Here is a 21,276-nt window from a genome sequence, read left to right as displayed (position 1 = left end):
ACCTGCCTACTTCGCTGGAAGCCTTGCCACTGCTGGCTTTCCCGCTTCCCCGTGCTCCGGTATCCGAAGCACGAAAGAGCGAGATTCTAGCGAGCTGCGCAGGCAGTTGCAAGTGTTATTTTGACAAGCGTATTAACGGTTCTTAAAAACCGGTTTGCGCTTCTCGACGAAGGCAGCCATGCCCTCTTTCTGATCTTCGGTCGCGAAGAGCGAATGGAACAGGCGGCGCTCGAAATGCACGCCCTCGGCCAGCGTCGTTTCATATGCGCGATTGACCGACTCCTTCACCATCATCACCGCGGGCAAGGGGAATTCGGCGATGGTCGCGGCTGCCGCGATCGACTCGTCAATCAGAGAGGCCGCCGGAATAACTCGCGATACCAACCCGGCCCGCTCGGCTTCGGCTGCATCCATGAAACGGGCGGTCAGGCAAAGATCCATTGCCTTGGCCTTTGACACGGCACGCGGCAATCGCTGCGTACCGCCAGCACCAGGCATTACGCCGAGCTTGATTTCCGGCTGCCCGAACTTCGCGGTGTCTGCAGCGAAGATGATGTCGCACATCATTGCCAGCTCACAACCGCCGCCCAGAGCGAAGCCGGCCACCGCGGCAATGATCGGCTTACGGATGGAACGCACTGCCTCCCAGTTGCGGGTGATGTAGTCGCCCTTGTAGACATCCATATAGGAGTACGTCGCCATCATGCCGATGTCGGCCCCGGCGGCAAACGCCTTTTCGCTGCCGGTCACGACGATCGCACCGATCGCGTCGTCCGCGTCGAACTCGCGCAGCGCGGCGCCCAACTCGTCCATCAGCGCGTCGTTCAGCGCGTTCAGCGCTTTCGGACGATTCAATGTGACCAATCCAACCCGCCCTCGCGTCTCAACCAGAATGTTCTCGTACGCCATGCCGCCTCCTTCCTAATGGTTAATCACACGCGAAAACGCTTCGCGTGGCTCGATTAATGATGCTACCATTCACCAACCAACCGGTCGGTCAATTATTAGACAGGCTTTTCCCCAACGTACAGCCAAGCCCCTCTGCTATGACACATCAGCTATTCACCAAGCACGAAGACACGCTGCAAAAGGCACTCACCGCGGTCGAAACGCGAGGTTACTGGAGCCCGTTCGCTGAGATGCCCAGTCCAAAAGTGTACGGGGAAACAGCTAACGCGGACGGTGAAGCCGCATTCAAAGCGCTTCTCAACACGACATTCGATCTGGATCAACCATCGACCGGGGAAACGATCGGCGCCGAAGTCTCGCCGTTCGGCTTCCCGCTCGGCATTCGCTACCCGAAAGCCGACCCCGACGCGCTAATCGCAGCCGCCGCTGCCGCCCAGCGCGACTGGCGCGCCGCCGGCCCGCAGGCGTGGATCGGCGTGAGTCTCGAGATTCTCACGCGAGTAAATCGAGCCAGCTTTGAAATTGGCTACAGCGTCATGCATACGACCGGCCAGGCATTCATGATGGCCTTTCAAGCCGGCGGCCCGCATGCTCAGGACCGGGCGCTTGAAGCAGTCGTCTATGCATGGGACCAGTTGCGACGAATCCCGGCCGACGCTCACTGGGAAAAGCCCCAAGGCAAAAACCCGCCGCTCGCCATGCGCAAGCGCTACACGGTGGTGCCGCGAGGAACCGGTCTTGTACTCGGCTGCTGCACGTTCCCGACATGGAATGGCTACCCCGGCCTCTTCGCCGACCTGGCCACCGGCAACACAGTCATCGTTAAACCGCACCCGGGCGCGATTCTTCCGCTCGCGTTGACGGTGCGAATTGCACGCGACGTATTGCGCGAAGCCGGCTTCGATCCGAACGTCGTCACGCTGCTCGCCACCGAACCGAACGACGGCGCACTCGTTCAGGACCTGGCTTTGCGGCCGGAAATCAAACTCATCGACTTCACGGGCAGCACGCAGAACGGCACCTGGCTCGAGCGCCACGCGCACCAGGCACAGGTTTATACCGAGAAAGCCGGCGTCAACCAGATCGTGATCGACTCGGTCGACGACATCAAAGCTGCTGCCCGCAACATTGCCTTTTCGCTCGCGTTGTACTCGGGCCAGATGTGTACCGCTCCGCAAAATATTTACGTGCCGCGCGACGGCATCCGCACGACTGACGGCACGCTCGGTTTCGACGAAGTCGCTCAGGCCATTGCCGGCGCCGTGCAAAAACTCGTGGCCGACCCGGCCCGCGCGGTGGAACTGCTGGGCGCGATTCAGAACGAAGGCGTCACGCAGCGCATTGACGAAGCCGCGAAGCTCGGTCGCGTTCTCGTCGAAAGCCAGACGCTTGAGCACCCTGCCTTTGCCAATGCTCGTGTGCGCACGCCGCTCGTTCTGCAACTCGATGCCGCTAACGACCACGCACAGTTCACCCGCGAATGGTTCGGCCCGATCTCTTTCGTCATCGCGACAGATTCGACTGCGCAGTCACTCAACCTTGCGGGCGCAATCGCCGCCGAGCACGGTGCGCTGACGTTGTCGGTCTACAGCACCGATGAAGCTGTGCTCGAAGAAGCACACGAAGCGTCGATTCGCGGCGGCGTAGCGCTCTCCGTCAATCTGACTGGCGGGGTATTCGTCAACCAGTCCGCTGCATTCTCCGATTTCCACGGCACGGGCGCCAACCCGGCTGCCAATGCCGCGCTGGCCGATGCGGCCTTCGTCGCAAACCGTTTCCGCGTAGTGCAAAGCCGCATTCATGTTGAACCGAAAGCAGCCCCAGCGGTAGCTGGCTGAACGTCATAAGACAAAGCACGGCTTCGTCCTATGCCATTTGGCCGAATGGACCGGGCCGTGCACCCCAACTAACATGAGACATCGGATCGGCATTGCTCGCTGATCCGTTTTTAGCGGGAACTCCAATGAACGACGCCTTCATTTGCGATGCGATTCGCACTCCAATCGGCCGCTATGGCGGCGCCCTGAAGGACGTCCGCGCGGACGATCTCGGCGCCGTTCCAATCCGTGCGCTGATCGAGCGCAATCCCGGCGTGGACTGGCGAGCGCTCGACGACGTGATCTACGGCTGCGCCAATCAGGCCGGCGACGACAACCGCAACGTAGCGCGCATGTCCGCGTTGCTGGCAGGCCTGCCCACCGACGCACCGGGTGCAACCATCAACCGCCTGTGCGGCTCGGGCATGGACGCGGTCGGCACGGCCGCGCGTGCGATCAAGTCGGGCGAGGCGCGCCTCATGATTGCGGGTGGCGTCGAAAGCATGACGCGCGCACCGTTCGTCATGGGCAAGGCGGCCAGCGCGTTTTCGCGTCAGGCTGACATTTACGACACGACTATTGGCTGGCGCTTCATCAATCCGTTGATGAAACGTCAGTACGGTGTCGACTCGATGCCGGAAACAGCAGAAAACGTCGCAGTAGAGTTCGGTATCAGCCGCGCAGATCAAGATCTGTTCGCGCTCGCGAGTCAGCAGAAAGCGGCCCGCGCACAGCGCGACGGTACCTTGGCCCACGAAATTGTCGGCGTAGAAATCGCTCAGAAGAAAGGCGACCCGGTGCGAGTCACTCTCGACGAACACCTGCGGGAAACGTCGATCGAAAGCTTGGGGAAACTCAAGGGCGTGGTTCGTCCGGACGGCAGCGTAACGGCGGGCAATGCGTCCGGTGTGAACGACGGTGCCTGCGCGCTGCTGCTCGCGAATCAACAGGCGGCTGATCAATACGGCCTGCGTCGCCGTGCACGAGTTGTCGGCATGGCGACAGCGGGCGTCGAGCCGCGCATCATGGGAATTGGTCCCGCGCCAGCAACGCAAAAACTTCTGAAGCAACTCGGCATGACGCTCGAACAATTCGACGTGATCGAACTGAACGAGGCATTCGCATCGCAAGGGTTGGCCGTGCTGCGCACACTCGGTCTGCGCGATGACGATCCGCGAGTGAATCCGAATGGCGGCGCCATCGCGCTTGGCCATCCTCTTGGTGCATCGGGGGCGCGTCTGATTACGACCGCGTTGTACCAGTTGGAACGAATCAACGGCCGTTTCGCGCTTTGCACGATGTGTATCGGCGTGGGTCAGGGTATTGCGTTGGTCATAGAGCGGATCTGACAGCAACGCTGGCGCGCCTTTCGGCCAGATGAGACTTTGAGGAGACACCCAATGTCATATGAAGCGATTCGCCTGGACATCGATCCATCGAGCCATGTGGCGACTATCACACTGAACCGTCCGGATAAGCTCAACAGCTTTACGCGCGCGATGCATCAGGAACTGAGCGCAGCGCTCGATCAGGTCGAAGCGTCCAGTGTCCGAGCACTCGTGCTGACCGGTGCCGGTCGCGGATTTTGTGCAGGACAGGATCTCGCCGACCTCGATTTCACGCCGGGCGACATGACCGATCTTGGCGATCTGATCGACGAGCACTTCAATCCGCTGATTCGCCGGCTGCAAGCGCTGCCTCTTCCGGTCATTGCGGCGGTCAACGGTACGGCTGCGGGCGCCGGCGCCAATCTCGCGCTCGCTTGCGACCTCGTGCTCGCGGCTCGAAGCGCCAGTTTCATCCAGGCGTTCGTGAAAATCGGCCTCGTGCCGGACTCCGGTGGCACCTGGTTCCTGCCGCAGCGTGTTGGCATGGCGCGCGCGTTGGGACTCGCCATTACCGGCGACAAACTCAGCGCGGAAAAAGCCGAAAGCTGGGGCTTGATCTGGCAAGCGCTCGACGACGCGGAACTCGCGCCCACCGTAGCCAAGCTCGCGGCCCAACTCGCGCAGCAACCCACCCGCGCGATCGCCGCGATCAAGCAGGCAATGCGTGCCGGCGTCACGCAGACGCTCGACCATCAACTCGATTTCGAACGCGATTTGCAACGCCAACTCGGTGCGTCTCACGACTACGCCGAAGGTGTACAGGCGTTCGTGGAAAAACGCGCGCCGCGCTTCGAAGGTCGCTGATATGTCCACCCAAACTAACCACGCCACCCAGATGACGCCCGACGAACTCGCCCGCGCAACCGCCGCGGCAATGTATGAGAACGACGCTTGCAGCCGGGCGCTCGGCCTGGAAATCCTCGAAGTACGCGCCGGCTACGCGCGTTTGCGCATGGCCGTCCGCGACGACTTCCTGAACGGCCATCAGATTTGCCACGGCGGCCTAATTTTCACGCTCGCCGATTCGACGTTCGCGTTCGCCTGCAATACCTACAACATCAACACGGTTGCGGCAGGATGCTCGATCGAGTTCCTGAAGCCGGTACCGCGCGACGAAGTGCTGACAGCTGAAGCCATGGAACAGACGCTGAGTGGGCGCACCGGCATTTACGATATTCGCGTCACGAACCGCGCGGGGGAAACCGTCGCGATGTTTCGTGGCAAATCGGCACAGATCAAAGGCAACCTGATTCCCACCGGCGACTGACCGCCAGTAAAGCAGCGAGCGCAGCACACATATATATGCAGGCCTACGGCGATACAGCGACGAATGTCGCAACAACGCCGTGGTGAAAACGCAGTGGCGCCTCAACGGCATCACGCAAAAATTGCAGACAGTCCCCGGTTTTGCGTACAAGCGCACCGTATATCAGACACAAGCATTGAGCCAGCAAGGAGACATTCGATGACCACCGACCTTCCGCTCGACCCGATCGAGACCGCCAGCCGCGACGAACTTGTCGCGCTTCAACTTGAACGGCTCAAATGGTCGCTGACACACGCTTATGAAAATTCGCCGGTCTACCGACGCAAGTTCGACGAAGCCGGTGTTCATCCAAGCGAGGTGAAAACTCTTGCCGACCTCGCGCGCTTTCCGTTCACCACGAAGAAGGATTTGCGCGATAGCTACCCGTTCGGCATGTTCGCCGTCCCGCAGGAACAGGTTTCGCGGATTCACGCGTCGTCCGGCACGACGGGTAAGCCGACCGTCGTGGGCTACACCGCGCGCGATATCGACACGTGGGCAAATCTCGTTGCGCGCTCGATCCGCGCCGCCGGTGCGAAGCGCGGCGACAAGGTCCACGTGAGCTATGGCTATGGGCTTTTCACCGGCGGCCTCGGTGCGCACTACGGTGCCGAGCGCGCAGGGCTGACCGTGATTCCGTTCGGCGGTGGCCAGACCGAAAAGCAGGTGCAACTCATCCAGGATTTCAAGCCGGACATCATCATGGTCACGCCGAGCTACATGCTCTCGATTGCGGACGAACTCGAGCGGCAAGGCATTGATCCGGCCAGTTGCTCGCTGCGCCTCGGCATTTTCGGCGCGGAGCCGTGGACCAACGACATGCGTCAGGCAATCGAAAAGCGCATGGGCATCAATGCGGTCGACATTTATGGACTGTCCGAAGTGATGGGCCCCGGCGTGGCGTCTGAATGTGTGGAGACGAAAGACGGCCCGACCATCTGGGAAGACCACTTCTATCCCGAGATCATCGACCCGGACACAGGTGAAGTACTGCCGGACGGCGAACTTGGCGAACTGGTGTTCACGTCGCTGACCAAGGAGGCGCTGCCCATCGTCCGCTACCGCACGCGCGATCTCACGCGTCTGTTGCCCGGCAGCGCGCGCACCATGCGCCGGATGGAAAAGATCACCGGCCGTTCGGACGACATGATGATCGTGCGCGGCGTGAACGTGTTCCCGACGCAGATTGAAGAACTGCTGCTCAAGCAGCGCGCGCTCGCGCCTCACTATCAGATCGTGCTGACCAAGGAAGGCCCGCTCGACGTATTGACGCTGAACGTCGAACCATGTCCGGAAAGCGCACCGGATTCAGGCGCATTGAACACCGCAAAGCAGGCGCTTGCCTATGACATCAAGGCGCTGATCGGCGTGAGCGCGGTAGTGAACGTGTTGGGCGTGAACGGAATCGAGCGTTCGGTGGGTAAGGCGCGACGTGTGGTGGACAAGCGTAGATCGGGCCTTTAACTACGCGTAAAAAGTAAAACGGCGTCACGTGTGGATTTAAATCCACACGTGACGCCGTTTTTTCATTTCAGCTATTCCTCTGAGGTGCCACAGGCTGGCGGTCAAACCCGGCTTTGCCGCTAACTGTGCTTTGCAAATCTATAAATCCGCAAATCGCATGGCGGCCACTTCGACTTCGAAATTAACAGAAGTACGGAAAGCAGCCGCCTCACCAGGCCTTCACGAATTCGGCAGCAACAACCACATCCGGCCACCCTGCTTCATCTTCCCGGCAAGATCGCCCGCATCGTCGCCCAAGCCCCAGAAGTAATCGGCACGCACGCCACCCTTGATCGCCGAACCCGTGTCCTGCGCGAACACCAGGCGATTCATCGGCGAGTTCGTCAACGGACGCGTGGTCTGCAAAAACACCGGTGTACCAAGCGGAATCGAACTCGGATCGACCGCGATCGACCGTTCCGGCGTCAACGGCACGCCGAGTGCGCCGATCGGACCATCGGCGCCACCACTCGGCACACTCTCACCAGCCGGCATCTCGCGGAAAAACACGAATCGCGGATTCGTATCGAGCAGCATATCGACACGCGTCGGATTCGCGCGCGCCCATGCCTTGATGCCTTGCATGGTCGCCTGCGAAGGCGTCAGTTCGCCTCGATCAAGCAGCCAGCGTCCGATCGACTTGTACGGCTGATTGTTCGTGCCACCAAAACCGACGCGCATCACGCTGCCGTCTTCCATCACGACCCGGCCAGATCCCTGCACCTGCAGGAAAAACGCCTCAATCGGATCGTCGACCCAGACAAGTTCGTTGCCGGTGAGCACACCTGCACGCTCAAGCTGAGCACGCGCCGGCATCGCCGCGCCTGCGCGATAACCGGACGGCCAGCGATACAACGCCGTCTGATACACGCCATGCCGCGTGCGCGATCCGCGCAGCAACGGCTCGTAGTAGCCTGTGACGAGTCCGTCGAGCGTGCCGTCGGTATTGGCCAGTTGGAACGGGGTGAAATAGGCTTCGAAGAAAGCCCGCGCACTGGTGACGTCGAGGTCGTCGATTTGCGCGGCTGCAGCACACGCGCGGGACCAGTTAGGTTGACGCGCCAGCCTCACGCAGTTTTGCCGCAACGCAGCCGTCGCGCCGATCAGCGAGTCATCCTGCCAACCCGGCACCTGTTGCCAGGCAACGGCCGTGAGCCGCGTGGCGGCAATCTGGCCAGGAATGATCGCGGCGCCCGTGGGTGGCGAAACCGTCGACCGGACCGCGCCGCCGCCCCCGCAGGACGCCAGCATTACCGCTACCGAAAGCGCGCCGAGCCATGCTCCGGCCGTGCGGACAAAACGCATACAATGTTCGTTCTTGATGGAAACCGCCATGTCTGATCTGTTCGACGAATACCCGATGCTCATCTTCGCGCTGGAGTCGCTCATCGCGCTCTTCCTGCTCGTCTTCATCGTCGTATGGACGTCGTCCGGCAAAAAGAAAACGGCGCGCGCCAAAGCCAATGAACAGCAGAAGCAGCAAAAACCACAGTGACGCAAGGCGCTCTACTTCACGCTTAATAGTGAATCAACCGCTCGTTCAACCGTTTTAAAGACCGCGGACCAACGCCCCGGTTCAATGCAACGTACGCGGCATGCGCAAAATGAACTCCGACACAGGCGCATCAAAACGCTCGCCGTCTTCTGCCACGCAAAAATAAGCGCCACGCATGGTACCGACCGGCGTGGCAATCACCGCCCAACTCGTGTACTCAAAGTGCTCGCCTGGTTTAAGCAGCGGCTGATGCCCTACCACGCCCAAGCCCTTCACTTCCTGAACATTGTTATCGCTGTCGGTAATCACCCAATGACGCGCGATTAACTGCGCAGGCACCTGACCGGTGTTACGAATGGTCAGCGTGTATGCGAACGCATACTGGCGGCGCTCCGGGTCCGACTCTTCGGGCAGAAACTGCACCTGCGCCGACACGCTGAATTCGTACTGGCTCATCCTGATTCCGGTCTGATCAAACTGCTATGGAAAATCGCGGGAAAGCCCGAACGCCAATGGTTTGCGGCGTACCGGCGATGCGGCGCGTATGGATTGGCATTCTGCTTGATGCGCGGGATGCCCGCAACCGGACAAATCCTCGAGCCAAAGGCCATTAAGGCGATTTGTGATTTCGTCGCAAGAACTTGAGGCGCGGGCTTATAACCTTTGGCCAGGCGGTTCTGAGGCGAACAAAACGGTAAAATGACGCTTTCCCGCTTGCATCCTCCCCCACCATGACGCAATTCCGCATTTCTCCCAGCATTCTGTCCGCTGATTTCTCCCGCCTGGGCGAAGAAGTCCGCAACGTCGTCGCCGCCGGCGCCGACTGGATTCACTTCGACGTGATGGACAACCATTACGTGCCGAACCTGACCATCGGCCCGCTCGTCTGCGAGGCTATCCGCCCGCACGTTGACGTGCCGATCGACGTGCACCTGATGGTGCGCCCGGTCGACCGCATCGTGCCGGACTTCGCGAAGGCCGGCGCCAATATCATCAGCTTTCACCCGGAAGGCTCGGACCATATCGACCGCACGCTCTCGCTGATCCGCGATCACGGCTGTAAGGCCGGCCTGGTGTTCAACCCGGCCACGTCGCTCAGCCATCTGGATTACGTAATGGACAAGGTCGACCTCGTGCTGATCATGTCGGTGAATCCGGGCTTCGGCGGCCAGTCGTTCATTCCCGAGGCCTTGGTCAAGCTGCGCGAAGCCCGCAAGCGGATCGATGCCTACAAGGAACGCACGGGCCGCGAGATCCATCTGGAAGTGGACGGTGGCGTGAAAGTCGACAACATCGCGGAAATTGCGGCGGCTGGCGCGGACACATTCGTGGCAGGTTCTGCAATCTTCGGCCAGCCCGATCACAAGGTCGTGATCGACAAGATGCGCGCCGCGCTCGCCAACGTTCAGCACTGATTACCCGCACGCAATATGACCGCTCCGTTCCCTGCCCCGACCTTCACCGGCCCGCGCCTGCAAGCCGCGATCATCGACCTCGACGGCACGATGATCGATACCGCCGACGACTTCACAGCCGGCCTGAACGGCATGCTCGCGCAACTCGACGCGACGGAAACGTCGCGCGAAGAGGTGGTCGGTTATGTCGGCAAGGGCTCGGAGCATCTGATCCGCAGCGTGCTCGCGCCGCGCTTCGAGACGGAGCACGCGCAAGACCGCTTCGACGAGGCGCTCGCGATCTATCAGGCCGAATACGCGAAGATCAACGGCCTGCACACACGGCTTTACCCCGATGTCGAGGCTGGTTTGCGAGCCATGCGCGACGCCGGCCTCAAGCTCGCCTGCGTGACCAACAAGCCGCATCGGTTCGCGGTCGAATTGCTTGAACAGTACGGGCTTGCCCAATATTTCAGCGTCGTGATCGGTGGCGACAGTCTGCCGAAAAAGAAACCGGACCCGTTGCCCATGCTTACCGCTGCGGCGCAACTGGGCGTCGAACCGCAGGCTACGGTGGCCATCGGCGATTCGGAAAACGACGCGCTGGCGGGCCGCGCGGCGGGTATGGCGACGCTCACCGTGCCGTACGGCTACAACCACGGCCAAGCTATACAAACAATAAAATCCGATGGTATAGTTGCCTCGCTGTCCGATGCCGCCAAGGCGATCGCAGCGCACCATTCCACGACTTGAAAAGTCCTTCAACCTCATGTTTCTGAATAAAAAACGGAGTCTGATTAGCATCGACCGGGGAGCCTGGCCCTGGCGTCGCTGGTCGCGCTAACCTCGCCTGAGGTACGCTGAAGCTCGTCTTCGGCAACCGTTTTTTACTTCGCTGCGCTCACGCGTTTTTTCCATCATCTTGTTTCGCTGCATCGGTTGATTCGGCCTGCATGTGCCCGCAAAGTACATCTGTGCGCTGAAACCCTTTGCACGCGTCGATGGGAAACTCGCGCCGGTCGGTATCATCATCGTGTTGAGTAGTCCACGAACACCCTGACCGGTTGCGCTACGCCCCGCTTTGTCCGACGCACCCTGCTGCCGGACCACCGTACAGGATCGGAACATGACCGAACTCGAATTCCAGTCCCTCGCCAACGAGGGTTTCAACCGCATCCCGCTGATCGCCGAAGCGCTGGCCGACCTCGAAACGCCGCTTTCGCTGTATCTGAAGCTGGCGCAAACCGAGCGCAACGGCGCGAACTCGTTTCTGCTGGAATCGGTGGTGGGTGGCGAACGTTTCGGCCGCTACTCGTTTATCGGACTGCCGGCGCGCACGTTGCTGCGCACCCGCAACGGCGTGTCGGAAGTGGTGCGCGACGGCAAGGTCGTCGAAACGCACGAGGGCGATCCGCTCGAGTTCATCCAGCAATTCCAGGGGCGCTTCAAAGTGGCGCAGCGCCCGGGTTTGCCGCGATTCGCAGGCGGTCTCGCCGGATATTTCGGCTACGACGCAGTGCGTTATATCGAGAAAAAGCTCGCGAACAGCGCGCCGAAAGACGATCTGAACCTGCCGGACATCCAGTTGCTGCTCACCGAAGAAGTCGCGGTGATCGACAACCTCGCGGGCAAACTTTATTTGGTGGTCTACGCCGATCCGGCGCAGCCCGAGGCGTACGCGAAGGCCAAACAGCGTCTGCGTGAATTGCGTCAGCGCTTGCGGACGACCGTGCAGCCGCCGGTCACGTCGGCCAGCGTGCGCACCGAAACTTACCGCGAATTCGCCAAAGACGACTATCTGGCAGCCGTGCGCAAGGCGAAGGAATACATCGCAGCCGGCGAACTGATGCAGGTTCAGGTCGGCCAGCGTCTGACCAAGCCGTATCGCGACAATCCGCTGTCGCTGTATCGCGCGCTGCGCTCGCTGAATCCGTCGCCGTATATGTATTTCTACAATTTCGGCGATTTCCATGTGGTCGGGGCGTCGCCGGAAATTCTGGTGCGTCAGGAAAAGCGCGGTGAGGATCGTATCGTCACGATCCGGCCGCTGGCAGGCACGCGTCCGCGCGGCAATACGCCGGAACGTGACGCGGAACTCGCGACCGAACTGCTGAACGACCCGAAGGAAATCGCCGAACACGTAATGCTGATCGACCTTGCGCGCAACGACGTGGGCCGTATCGCGCAAATCGGTTCGGTGGTCGTGACCGACAAGATGGTGATCGAGAAGTACTCGCATGTTCAGCACATCGTGAGTTCGGTCGAAGGCAAGCTGAAGCCCGGCACCACCAATTTCGACGTGCTGCGCGCGACCTTCCCCGCCGGCACGCTGTCCGGCGCGCCGAAGGTTCGCGCGATGGAACTGATCGACGAACTGGAACCGGTGAAGCGCGGTCTGTACGGCGGAGCAGTCGGCTACCTGTCGTTCACTGGCGAAATGGATCTCGCCATCACGATCCGCACCGGCGTGATCGCGAACGGCAATCTGTATGTGCAGGCGGCTGCTGGCGTAGTCGCGGATTCGGTGCCCGAATCCGAATGGCAAGAGACCGAGAACAAGGCACGCGCCGTGTTGCGCGCCGCCGAACAGGTTCAAGACGGCCTCGATAGCGACTTCTGACCGGAGATACACCATGCTGCTCATGATCGACAATTACGACTCGTTCACCTACAACCTGGTGCAATACTTCGGCGAACTCGGCGAAGACGTCCGCACCTACCGGAACGACGAAATCACGCTGGACGACATCGCGAAGCTCAACCCCGAGCGCATCTGCCTGTCGCCCGGTCCGAGCAACCCGCAACACGCGGGCATTACCCTCGACGTGCTGCGCGAATTCGCCGGCAAGACGCCGATTCTCGGCGTGTGCCTCGGCCATCAGGCGATCGGCGAAGCATTCGGCGGACGCGTGGTGCGCGCGCAGACCATCATGCACGGCAAGGTCAGCACGATCGAAACCGACTGCAAGGGCGTGTTCGCCGATCTGCCGAAGCATTTCGTCGTGACCCGCTATCACTCGCTCGCGATCGAACGTGAATCGCTGCCCGATTGTCTCGAAGTGTCCGCGTGGACCGAAGATGGCGAGATCATGGGCGTGCGTCACAAGGAACTGGCGGTTGAAGGCGTGCAGTTCCACCCGGAATCGATCCTGTCCGAACACGGCCACGCGTTGCTCGAAAATTTCGTCAAACAGTCGAAGCTCGCGAGCAGCCAGATGGCGGCTCAATCGAACCGCAACGCTTGATGAAGAGAGACGAAATCATGTCGATTACGCCCCAGGAAGCGCTGCAACGGACCATCGAACACCGCGAGATTTTCCACGACGAAATGCTGCATCTGATGCGGCTCCTCATGCGCGGCGAGCTTTCGCCCGTGATGTCGGCGGCGATCATCACCGGTTTGCGCGTGAAGAAAGAGACGATCGGCGAGATCACGGCCGCGGCCACGGTCATGCGAGAATTCGCGCGCCACGTCGAGGTGCAGGACAACTCGAATTTCGTCGATATCGTCGGCACCGGTGGCGACGGCGCGCATACCTTCAACATTTCCACGGCGACGATGTTTGTCACGGCCGCGGCTGGCGCGAAAGTCGCGAAGCACGGCGGGCGCAGCGTGTCGAGCAAGTCGGGCAGCGCCGACGTGCTCGAAGAACTCGGCGTGAATATCGACCTGCAACCGGACCAGGTGGCGGCGTCGATTGCGGAAACCGGCATGGGCTTCATGTTCGCGCCGAACCATCACCCCGCGATGAAAAACATCGCACCGGTGCGCCGCGAACTCGGCGTGCGGACCATCTTCAACATTCTCGGCCCGCTGACCAACCCGGCTGGCGCGCCGAACCAGTTGATGGGCGTGTTCCACGGCGACCTCGTCGGCATTCAGGTTCGCGTGATGCAGCGCCTCGGCGCGAAGCACGTGCTGGTGGTGTACGGCATGGACGGCATGGATGAGGTGTCGCTCGGCGCGGCTACGCAGGTCGGCGAATTGCGCGACGGCGAGATTTTCGAGTACGAGATTCACCCGGAAGATTTCGGCATGCAGATGGTGTCGAACCGTTCGCTGAAAGTGGCCGACGCGAGCGAATCGAAAGCGATGCTGCTCGACGCGCTCGACAACAAACCGGGCGTCGCGCGCGAAATCGTCACGCTGAACGCGGGCACGGCGCTGTATTCGGCGAACGTGGCGTCGTCGATTGCGGACGGCATCCAGTTGGCGCGCGAAGCGATCGCGAGCGGCAAGGCTCGCGCGAAAGTCGACGAGTTGGTCCGCTTCAGCCAGCAATTCAAGAAGTGATCCACCAGTCATCAACGTAGCGAGACCATTATGAGCGACATCCTCGACCGCATCATCGCGGTCAAACGCGAAGAAGTTCGCGCGGCCGAACAGAGCGCGCCGCTTGAAGAACTGCGCCTCGAAGCGTCGTCGCGCGATATCCGCGATTTCGTCGGCGCATTGCGCGCCAAACACGCCGCCGGCCTGGCCGCGGTGATTTCCGAAGTGAAGAAGGCAAGCCCGTCGAAAGGTGTGTTGCGCGAAAACTTCGTGCCGGCCGAGATCGCGCGTTCGTACGAGAAGCACGGCGCAGCCTGTCTGTCCGTGCTGACCGACGTGCAATTCTTCCAGGGCAGCGTCGCGTATCTGCAGGAAGCGCGCGCGGCTTGCAATCTGCCGGTGCTGCGCAAGGACTTTATCGTCGATCCGTATCAGATCGTCGAAGCCCGCGCGATGGGCGCCGACGCGATCCTGCTGATCGCCGCCGCGCTCGAAACCTCGCAGATGCAGGACCTCGAAGCGCTTGCTCATTCGCTGGGCCTGGCCGTGCTGGTCGAAGTGCACGACAGCCGCGAACTGCAGGAAGCGCTCACGCTCAAAACGCCGCTGATCGGCATCAACAACCGTAATCTGCGCACGTTCGAAACGTCGATCGACACGACCATCGGCATGCTCGAATCGATTCCCGACGACCGGATCGTCGTCACGGAATCGGGCATTCTGGCGCGCGCCGATGTCGAGCGTTTGCGTGCGATGAACGTGCACACGTTCCTCGTCGGCGAGGCGTTCATGCGCGCGGACGAGCCGGGCGTGGAACTTGCGCGGATGTTTTTCTGATCACGGTTTAGCGAACAGCGAACGCAGCGGAGCAGTACATGGGCATGGAACGCGAAATCAAACTGGCATTGCCGGTTGAGCAGGTGCAATCGGCAGCGCAATGGTTCGTCGCGCGGACAAAAGTCGATGGGCAGCCGGTCAAGCTGGTGAACATTTACTTCGACACGCCGCAGCTCACGCTGGCGAGCTCGAAAAGCGCGCTGCGTCTGCGTCAGACGCCGGACGGCTGGTTACAAACTTTCAAAACCGTGGGTCAGGCGAAAGACGGTTTGCATAGCCGGCACGAATGGGAAATGCCGGTCGCCGGTCAAAAGCTGGAGATCGACGCGTTGCTGCGCGAATGCGACGAACCCGCTGCCGCTGACGCGTTGCGTCAGGCGGCCCCCGCGTTGATCGAATTGTTCCGCACGAATTTCACGCGGACGCTGTGGCATGTCGAATTCGACGGCTCGGAAATCGAAGCCGCGATCGACCAGGGCGACGTCCTTGCCGAAGTGAACGGCGAAAACCGTCGCGCGCCGATTTCGGAAGTCGAACTGGAACTGAAGTCCGGCGACGAAGCCGCACTCCACTCGCTCGCAGCGGAACTCGGCAAACAAATAACCGGCCTCGCGCCCGACAACGTCAGCAAGGCGCAGCGCGGGTATCAGTTGCGGGCCGGTTGAGCCGGACCGCGTTTGCTGCGACACTCCCCCGCCATGACCTCCGCCTCCCGTACCCGCTCCAGTTCGTCGCAAGCTTCCTTGTTCGACGACGCCTCCGTCGCGCCGGCCAATTCAGACGCGCAACCGCAGTCGCCTGTGGCCGATGGTTCGCCGCCGCCCACGCTCGAAGCCCAATTCGCCGCGCTGCCGCCCGCTTGGCGCGCGCATCTGAAGCCGTTCATCGACAGCGATGCGTACGCGCCGCTGTGCCGTTTCGTCGACGGTGAGCGCGCGGCCGGCAAAACCGTTTATCCCGCCGATGTTTTCCGCGCGCTGCGCCTGACCAGCCCCGACGAAGTGAAAGTGGTGATCCTCGGCCAGGACCCGTATCACGGCGAAGATCGCGGCACGCCGCAAGCGCACGGACTCGCGTTTTCCGTTGCGCCGAACGTGCGCACGCCGCCGTCGCTGCGCAACATCTTCAAGGAAATCGCCGCGAGTCTCGGCCACGAAACGCCGCGCCACGGCTGTCTCGACACGTGGGCCAAACAGGGCGTGCTGCTGCTGAACACGGTGCTGACCGTCGAACGCGATAGCGCGGCGAGTCACGCGAAACGCGGCTGGGAAAAATGCACGGACACGCTGATCCACGAACTGGCGATGCGTCACGACGGCCTCGTGTTCATGCTGTGGGGCGCGCATGCGCAGGCCAAGCGCGCGCTGCTCGGCGGGAAATCGCATTACGTGCTGGAGGCGCCGCATCCGTCGCCGCTGTCGGCGCACCGAGGCTTTCTCGGCTGCGGGCATTTTGTGAAGGCTAACGACTATCTCGTCGAGCATGGCCGTCAGCCAATCGACTGGCGTCTGCCCGACGAAGCGCAAATGCTCGCGTAACGGCACCTGCGCGAAACCCAGTCCGGCATCCATCGCGCCGCCAAAACAAAACGCCACGAATTCACATTCGTGGCGTTTTTTCATTCAACCGCAAATCGAGCGCCATCCGCCGCATCGAAGCGCCGGAGAGCGACTCAGAACTTACGCGGCGGCGATCGCTTCACGCGCGGCAGCCAGAGCGGCGCCAGCAGCGTCCGGGCCCATGTTCAGGCCTTCAGCGTAGATGAAGTTCACATCGGTCATGCCGAGGAAGCCGAGGAAGCTCTTCAGATACGGCGTCTGGCTGTCGTTCGGCGTGCCGAGATACTTGCCACCGCGTGCCGACACGACGTAGACCTTCTTGCCCTTCACGAGACCTTCCGGGCCGTTCGCCGTGTACTGGAACGTGATGCCGGCACGCGCGATGAAGTCGAAGTACGTCTTCAGTTGCGACGAGATGCCGAAGTTGTACATCGGTGCGCCGATCACGACGATGTCGGCGGCTTGCAGTTCGGCGATCAGCGCTTCGCTGCGGGCAGCGATCGCAGCCTGTTCGGCCGTGCGCTGGTCTGCCGGCGTGAAGAACGCGCCGAGCACGGCGTCGTCCAGATGCGGCAGCGGCTCAGCTTGCAGATTGCGGACGACGACTTGCGCGCCCGGATTCGATTGTTGCAGCTTTGCGGTCAGCTCGTTGACGAGCAGCGTCGAGTTCGCGCCTTGCGAGCGGGCTGCCGAGTTGATTTGCAGGATCGTGGTCATGGTTGACTCCAGAGTGGGGCGCGCAGTGTTGCGCGAGTGGAGCCATTGTGTTTTTTTACCGATCCGGGAAAAAGCCATCCGGCGGCGACGGATTGTTGCACTGGTAGGACAATCCGCCGCCGTCGCCGCTAATGAATAGCGGCCGGAATGACGGTCAGCTTGCCAGCCACGCGTCGCGAGCCTTGCGCGCCGCCGCCCGTTTGTCGCTGACGGCGAGCTTGTAGCGCTGTACTTCAGGCCCGTCCAGCTTGACTTGTGCGGTACGCAGCTCGTCGCGGCGGAACGCGTGAATCTCCACTTTCGCACCCGGCTGATAACGCGACAGCAGCCCGTCAAGATTCGAGCCGGTCACGCGCAGGCCGTCGAGTGCGATCAGCACGTCGCCCGCCGATAGTCCGGCTTTTTGTGCGGCGCTGCCTTCGTGGACAGCGGCCAGCGTGCAATCCGCGCCGCCGCGCAGACGCGCGCCGAGCGTCGGCTTGCCGCTCTTGTCGAACTCAGGCGTCAGCGAAACGCCGAGCGGCGCGAGCAATGTGTCGAGCGGCAGATCGCGCGTGCCGTGCACGCCTTCGGCGAACAGTTCGCCGAGCTCCGCGCCGGTTGCTTCGGCGAACAGCGCCTCGATCTCGCTTTCTTCGACGCCGACCGGCTTGCCACGGTAGAAGTCGCGGCCGAAGCGCTGCCACAGCAGACGCATCACGTCATCGAGCGATTTGCGGTTGTTGGTTTGCGCGCGAATCGTCAGATCGAATGCGAGCGCGACCAGCGAGCCTTTCGTGTAATAGCTGACGATCGCGTTCGGCGCGTTTTCATCCTGCCGATAGTATTTGACCCACGCGTCGAACGAGCTTTCGGCGACGGTCTGCTTCAGACGGCCGCTGCCGCGCTGCACGCCGCCCACCACCTTGCCGAGCAGGCCGAAATAGTCGTCCTGCGAGATCAGGCCGCTACGCACGAGGATCAGGTCGTCGTAATAAGACGTGAAGCCTTCGAACAGCCACAGCAGCGACGTATAGTTTTCGACGCTCAGGTCGTATGGCGCGAACACGGCGGGCTTGATGCGCTTCACGTTCCACGTGTGGAAGTATTCGTGGCTGCACAGGCCGAGGTAAGTCCGGTAGCCTTCGCTGGCGGCGTCGCGGCCCTGCACCGGCAGGTCGCCGCGATTGCAGATCAGCGCGGTGGATGCGCGATGCTCCAGCCCGCCGTACCCATCGGTCACGGCTTGCGTCATGAACACATAGCGGTCGACCGGCGCTTTCTTCGTCTTCGGTTCGAACAGCGCAATTTGCGCTTCGCAAATACGCTTCAGGTCGGCGGACAAGCGCGCCAGATCCAGTCCGACCACCCGTCCGGCGATCACGATATCGTGCGGCACACCATGCGCGCTGAACGTCGCCAGAGCGAATTCGCCGAGCGTCACCGGATGGTCGATCAGTTCGTCATAGTTCTGCGCGCGATATTCGCCGAAGCCGTAGCGCTTCGTGCCGCGCGCTTCCGGCAATGCGGTCGCCACGCGCCAGCCGCGATACGCCGCACCTTCCGGCTTCTGAATATCTACGACGCACTGCGCCTCTTCATGACCGAGCGGCGACAGAAACACGCTCGTGCCGTTGAAAAAGCCGGTCGTATCGTCGAGATGCGCGGCACGCACCGACATATCCCACGCATACACCTCGTAGCGCAACGTCAGCGCGCCTTTGACCGGCGCGGCCTGCCACGTGTGCTTATCGGTCTTTTCGACGCGCACCTTGCGGCCCGCTTCGTTGGTCGCGCGCAGCGTGACGATGTTGCGCGCGAACTCGCGCACCATGTAGCTGCCCGGAATCCACACCGGCAGCATGAAACGCTGACCGGCCGGATCGGGATCGGCGACTGTCACGGTGACTTCGAACAGATGGGCGGCGGGTTGCTTCGGAACGATGGTGTAGCGGATCGGCTTCATCGGCGGCGGAATTGGATGTTGAGAGATTGACTTGAGGCGGGGAGATTCGGAGGCTTGATGCGAAAGGAGGCGCCCTGCGCGCCTCCTTGTCCTTCACTATGTACCGCGTGCTCAATGCACCGCGGACATTTCCTTGTCCAGACGGTCGGCCGGCACCGCGCCCGGCAGACGGCGGCCATCGGCGAGGAACACGGTCGGCGTGCCGTCGACGTTCATCGCGTGGCCGAGCGCCAGGTTTTTGTCGATCGCGGCGGTATCGCACGTGCCGGCGGCGGTCGGCGCCTGATGGTCCTGCATCCACGATTCCCACGCCTTCGCGCGATCCGTCGAGCACCAGATCGACTTCGACTTGGCGGTCGAATCCGGCGACAGAACCGGGTACAGGAACGTGTAGACCGTCACGTTATCGAGCGATTTCAGCGACGTTTCGAGCTGCTTGCAATACGGGCAGTTCGGATCGGAGAACACGGCGATCTTGCGCGCGCCGTTGCCCTTCACTACTTTCACCGCATTCGCGAACGGCAGGCTCGCGAAGTCGATGCGGTTGGTTTCCGACAGACGCGCTTCGGTCAGATTCTTGCGGGTCTTCGCGTCGACCATGTCGCCGAGCAGCAGGTAATCGCCGTTGGCGTCGCTATAGACGATTTGCGTGCCGAGGTTCACTTCATACAATCCGGCAATCGGCGACTTCGTGATGCTCTTGATCGTCACGTCAGACAAACGCGTTTGCAGCGTGGCTTTGAGCTTGTCGGTGGCCTGGTCGGCCTGGGCGGAGCAGCCCAGCGTGACGGCAGCGATCGCCAGCGCGGCGGCTACCATGCGGAAGGTCTTTTTCATGCTGAATTCCTGAGTTCAATCGCGTGAATTACGCGTTTTCAGACGTTTCCGATCTGACCGGAACGGCGTCGATCCGTTCATGATACCTGTGTCGCCAGCCGCGACTGACGCGCCTCTGGTTTATCCCAACGCAGCCGACACCAGCCAGCGCTTGATGAACGGCTGCGCGCCGACGAAGGCCATGCCCGTGTTGCGCAGAACCTTCGCAAACGGTCCGGGGACGGAGAAGAGTTTTTGCAGACCGTCGGTGGCGACCATCAGCGCGCGAATGTCTTCGCGGCGCGCGCGTTCGTAGCGGCGCAGCAGCACCGTGTCGCCGAGATCGCGGAACGACTCCTTGCCCGCGACCGTTTCGGCAAGCGCGGCGACATCGCGCAAACCGAGGTTCATGCCTTGCCCCGCCAGCGGATGAATCAGATGCGCGGCATCGCCGACCAGCGCGACACGCGGCGCGACCAGCCTGTCCACCGTTTGCAACGCGAGCGGGAAACCTTGCGCGGGCGTCACGCATTCGAGCGCGCCGAACTGCTCGCCGGTCACGCGTTCCACCTCGGCGGCAAGCTGCGCGGGATCGAGCGCGAGCAGTTGCTCGGCGTGCCCGGTACGCGCCGACCAGACCAGCGACAGATGGCCGTCCGGCATAGGCAGCAACGCGATGATCTCGCCGTCCTTGAACCATTGGTAGGCGGTTTCGCCGTGCGGCCTGCTCGCCTTGAAATTGGCGACCACGCCGGTTTGCTTATAGTCGCGCCGATCCATCTTCGAGCCGATTTGCGCGCGCACCCACGAATGGGCGCCGTCCGCGCCGACCAGCAGATCAGCTTCGATCACGCTGCCGTTGGCGAGGCCGACGCTCGCGCTTTCCGGCGTGAATTCGAGCGCCTGAGCGCGGGTGTCGATCCAGGTGAGATTCGGCTGAAAGCGCAGCGCGGCGTCGAGCGCGCGTTCGATTACCGACGACTCGACGATCCACGCGAGTTGCGGCACTGAAGCCTGAAAGGCGGAAAAATGCAGTTCGGCGTGCGCGTCGCCGTAGACGCGCATGTCGTAGACCGGGCCGAGCCGTGGCAGATCGAGCGCCTGCCAGACCCGCAAGCGTTCGAGCAACGCCTGCGAACTCGACGACAACGCGTAGACCCGCGAATCGAAAGACGCGCCGGCGGGCAACGGTGCGCAAGCTTGCGCGAGCAGCGCCACGCGCAGTCCGCCTTGCGTGAGCGCCAGCGCCGCGGTCTTGCCGACGAGCCCGCCGCCGATCACGGCGGCATCAAAGGTCTGGTGATGTGCGTTCATCCG

Annotated in this window: 21 protein-coding genes; 14 read left to right on the top strand and 7 right to left on the bottom strand. The window is 61.9% G+C overall.

Going from position 1 to position 21,276, the window contains the following annotated elements; translation table 11 throughout:
• Positions 1-132: 132 nt before the first annotated feature.
• Positions 133-909, bottom strand: a complete 777-nt coding sequence (locus tag ABH945_RS33395) for an enoyl-CoA hydratase (RefSeq protein ID WP_429253459.1) — start codon at positions 907-909, stop codon at positions 133-135.
• 137 nt (positions 910-1,046) lie between these two features.
• Between ABH945_RS33395 and paaN the strand changes: the two genes are divergently transcribed.
• From paaN to paaK, 5 genes are all read left to right on the top strand, one after another.
• A complete protein-coding gene (paaN, locus tag ABH945_RS33390) occupies positions 1,047-2,747 on the top strand; it encodes a phenylacetic acid degradation protein PaaN (RefSeq protein WP_429253458.1) in 1,701 nt (566 codons plus the stop codon).
• 125 nt (positions 2,748-2,872) lie between these two features.
• The gene (pcaF, locus tag ABH945_RS33385) at positions 2,873-4,075 is read left to right on the top strand and encodes a 3-oxoadipyl-CoA thiolase (protein WP_074765935.1); all 1,203 of its coding nucleotides are present in this window, start codon (positions 2,873-2,875) and stop codon (positions 4,073-4,075) included.
• Positions 4,076-4,126: 51 nt separating this feature from the next.
• Positions 4,127-4,918 carry a 2-(1,2-epoxy-1,2-dihydrophenyl)acetyl-CoA isomerase PaaG gene (paaG, locus tag ABH945_RS33380; protein ID WP_429253457.1) on the top strand — a complete coding sequence of 264 codons (792 nt, stop codon included), beginning with the start codon at positions 4,127-4,129 and terminating at the stop codon, positions 4,916-4,918.
• A 1-nt stretch (position 4,919) separates the two neighbouring features.
• Positions 4,920-5,381, top strand: a complete 462-nt coding sequence (paaI, locus tag ABH945_RS33375) for a hydroxyphenylacetyl-CoA thioesterase PaaI (protein WP_074765939.1) — start codon at positions 4,920-4,922, stop codon at positions 5,379-5,381.
• A gap of 198 nt (positions 5,382-5,579) precedes the next feature.
• Entirely contained in the window at positions 5,580-6,884 is a 1,305-nt protein-coding gene (gene paaK / locus ABH945_RS33370) for a phenylacetate--CoA ligase PaaK (protein WP_074765941.1), read from the top strand.
• A 219-nt stretch (positions 6,885-7,103) separates the two neighbouring features.
• Here the strand turns inward: paaK and mltA are convergent, their stop codons facing one another.
• Positions 7,104-8,228, bottom strand: coding sequence for a murein transglycosylase A (gene mltA / locus ABH945_RS33365; RefSeq protein WP_074766582.1), 1,125 nt, complete (start codon positions 8,226-8,228; stop codon positions 7,104-7,106).
• 28 nt (positions 8,229-8,256) lie between these two features.
• Between mltA and ABH945_RS33360 the strand changes: the two genes are divergently transcribed.
• Complete coding sequence (locus tag ABH945_RS33360) at positions 8,257-8,418, top strand: hypothetical protein (protein WP_429253456.1); 162 nt, start codon at positions 8,257-8,259, stop codon at positions 8,416-8,418.
• A gap of 81 nt (positions 8,419-8,499) precedes the next feature.
• Here ABH945_RS33360 and apaG read toward each other — a convergent pair whose 3' ends face one another.
• Positions 8,500-8,874, bottom strand: a complete 375-nt coding sequence (gene apaG / locus ABH945_RS33355) for a Co2+/Mg2+ efflux protein ApaG (RefSeq protein ID WP_074765943.1) — start codon at positions 8,872-8,874, stop codon at positions 8,500-8,502.
• Between the two features lie 275 nt (positions 8,875-9,149).
• On the opposite strand from apaG, the gene rpe reads away from it, so the two are divergent.
• The 8 genes from rpe to ABH945_RS33315 all read left to right on the top strand — a co-directional run bounded on the left by rpe (position 9,150) and on the right by ABH945_RS33315 (position 16,460).
• Positions 9,150-9,833 (top strand): ribulose-phosphate 3-epimerase, encoded by a 684-nt coding sequence (gene rpe / locus ABH945_RS33350; RefSeq protein WP_074765945.1) that lies wholly within the window; start codon positions 9,150-9,152, stop codon positions 9,831-9,833.
• A gap of 15 nt (positions 9,834-9,848) precedes the next feature.
• Positions 9,849-10,565 carry a phosphoglycolate phosphatase gene (locus tag ABH945_RS33345; RefSeq protein WP_429253455.1) on the top strand — a complete coding sequence of 239 codons (717 nt, stop codon included), beginning with the start codon at positions 9,849-9,851 and terminating at the stop codon, positions 10,563-10,565.
• 373 nt (positions 10,566-10,938) lie between these two features.
• Positions 10,939-12,432 (top strand): anthranilate synthase component I, encoded by a 1,494-nt coding sequence (gene trpE, locus ABH945_RS33340; protein ID WP_074765949.1) that lies wholly within the window; start codon positions 10,939-10,941, stop codon positions 12,430-12,432.
• Positions 12,433-12,445: 13 nt separating this feature from the next.
• The gene (locus ABH945_RS33335; RefSeq protein ID WP_074765951.1) at positions 12,446-13,057 is read left to right on the top strand and encodes an aminodeoxychorismate/anthranilate synthase component II; all 612 of its coding nucleotides are present in this window, start codon (positions 12,446-12,448) and stop codon (positions 13,055-13,057) included.
• Between the two features lie 17 nt (positions 13,058-13,074).
• On the top strand, positions 13,075-14,106 hold the full coding sequence (gene trpD / locus ABH945_RS33330) for an anthranilate phosphoribosyltransferase (protein ID WP_074766585.1): 1,032 nt from the start codon (positions 13,075-13,077) through the stop codon (positions 14,104-14,106).
• Between the two features lie 30 nt (positions 14,107-14,136).
• Positions 14,137-14,922, top strand: coding sequence for an indole-3-glycerol phosphate synthase TrpC (trpC, locus tag ABH945_RS33325; protein WP_429253454.1), 786 nt, complete (start codon positions 14,137-14,139; stop codon positions 14,920-14,922).
• Between the two features lie 38 nt (positions 14,923-14,960).
• Positions 14,961-15,587 carry a CYTH domain-containing protein gene (locus tag ABH945_RS33320; RefSeq protein ID WP_429253453.1) on the top strand — a complete coding sequence of 209 codons (627 nt, stop codon included), beginning with the start codon at positions 14,961-14,963 and terminating at the stop codon, positions 15,585-15,587.
• A gap of 33 nt (positions 15,588-15,620) precedes the next feature.
• Positions 15,621-16,460, top strand: a complete 840-nt coding sequence (locus ABH945_RS33315) for a uracil-DNA glycosylase (protein WP_429253452.1) — start codon at positions 15,621-15,623, stop codon at positions 16,458-16,460.
• A gap of 141 nt (positions 16,461-16,601) precedes the next feature.
• On the opposite strand, the gene ABH945_RS33310 is transcribed toward ABH945_RS33315, so the two are convergent.
• From ABH945_RS33310 to ABH945_RS33295, 4 genes are all read right to left on the bottom strand, one after another.
• Positions 16,602-17,198 carry an FMN-dependent NADH-azoreductase gene (locus ABH945_RS33310; protein ID WP_429253451.1) on the bottom strand — a complete coding sequence of 199 codons (597 nt, stop codon included), beginning with the start codon at positions 17,196-17,198 and terminating at the stop codon, positions 16,602-16,604.
• Positions 17,199-17,352: 154 nt separating this feature from the next.
• The gene (locus tag ABH945_RS33305; RefSeq protein ID WP_429253450.1) at positions 17,353-19,143 is read right to left on the bottom strand and encodes a M61 family metallopeptidase; all 1,791 of its coding nucleotides are present in this window, start codon (positions 19,141-19,143) and stop codon (positions 17,353-17,355) included.
• A gap of 111 nt (positions 19,144-19,254) precedes the next feature.
• Complete coding sequence (locus tag ABH945_RS33300; protein ID WP_074765964.1) at positions 19,255-19,980, bottom strand: DsbC family protein; 726 nt, start codon at positions 19,978-19,980, stop codon at positions 19,255-19,257.
• A 120-nt stretch (positions 19,981-20,100) separates the two neighbouring features.
• Positions 20,101-21,273, bottom strand: a complete 1,173-nt coding sequence (locus ABH945_RS33295) for a UbiH/UbiF family hydroxylase (RefSeq protein WP_429253449.1) — start codon at positions 21,271-21,273, stop codon at positions 20,101-20,103.
• Positions 21,274-21,276 lie beyond the last annotated feature (3 nt).

The sequence above is a fragment of the Paraburkholderia sp. GAS333 genome (assembly GCF_050435665.1).
Lineage (GTDB): Bacteria > Pseudomonadota > Gammaproteobacteria > Burkholderiales > Burkholderiaceae > Paraburkholderia > Paraburkholderia fungorum_A.
The sequence above is the reverse complement of the archived record's forward strand: the minus strand, read 5'-3'. Positions and strand labels throughout refer to the sequence as shown.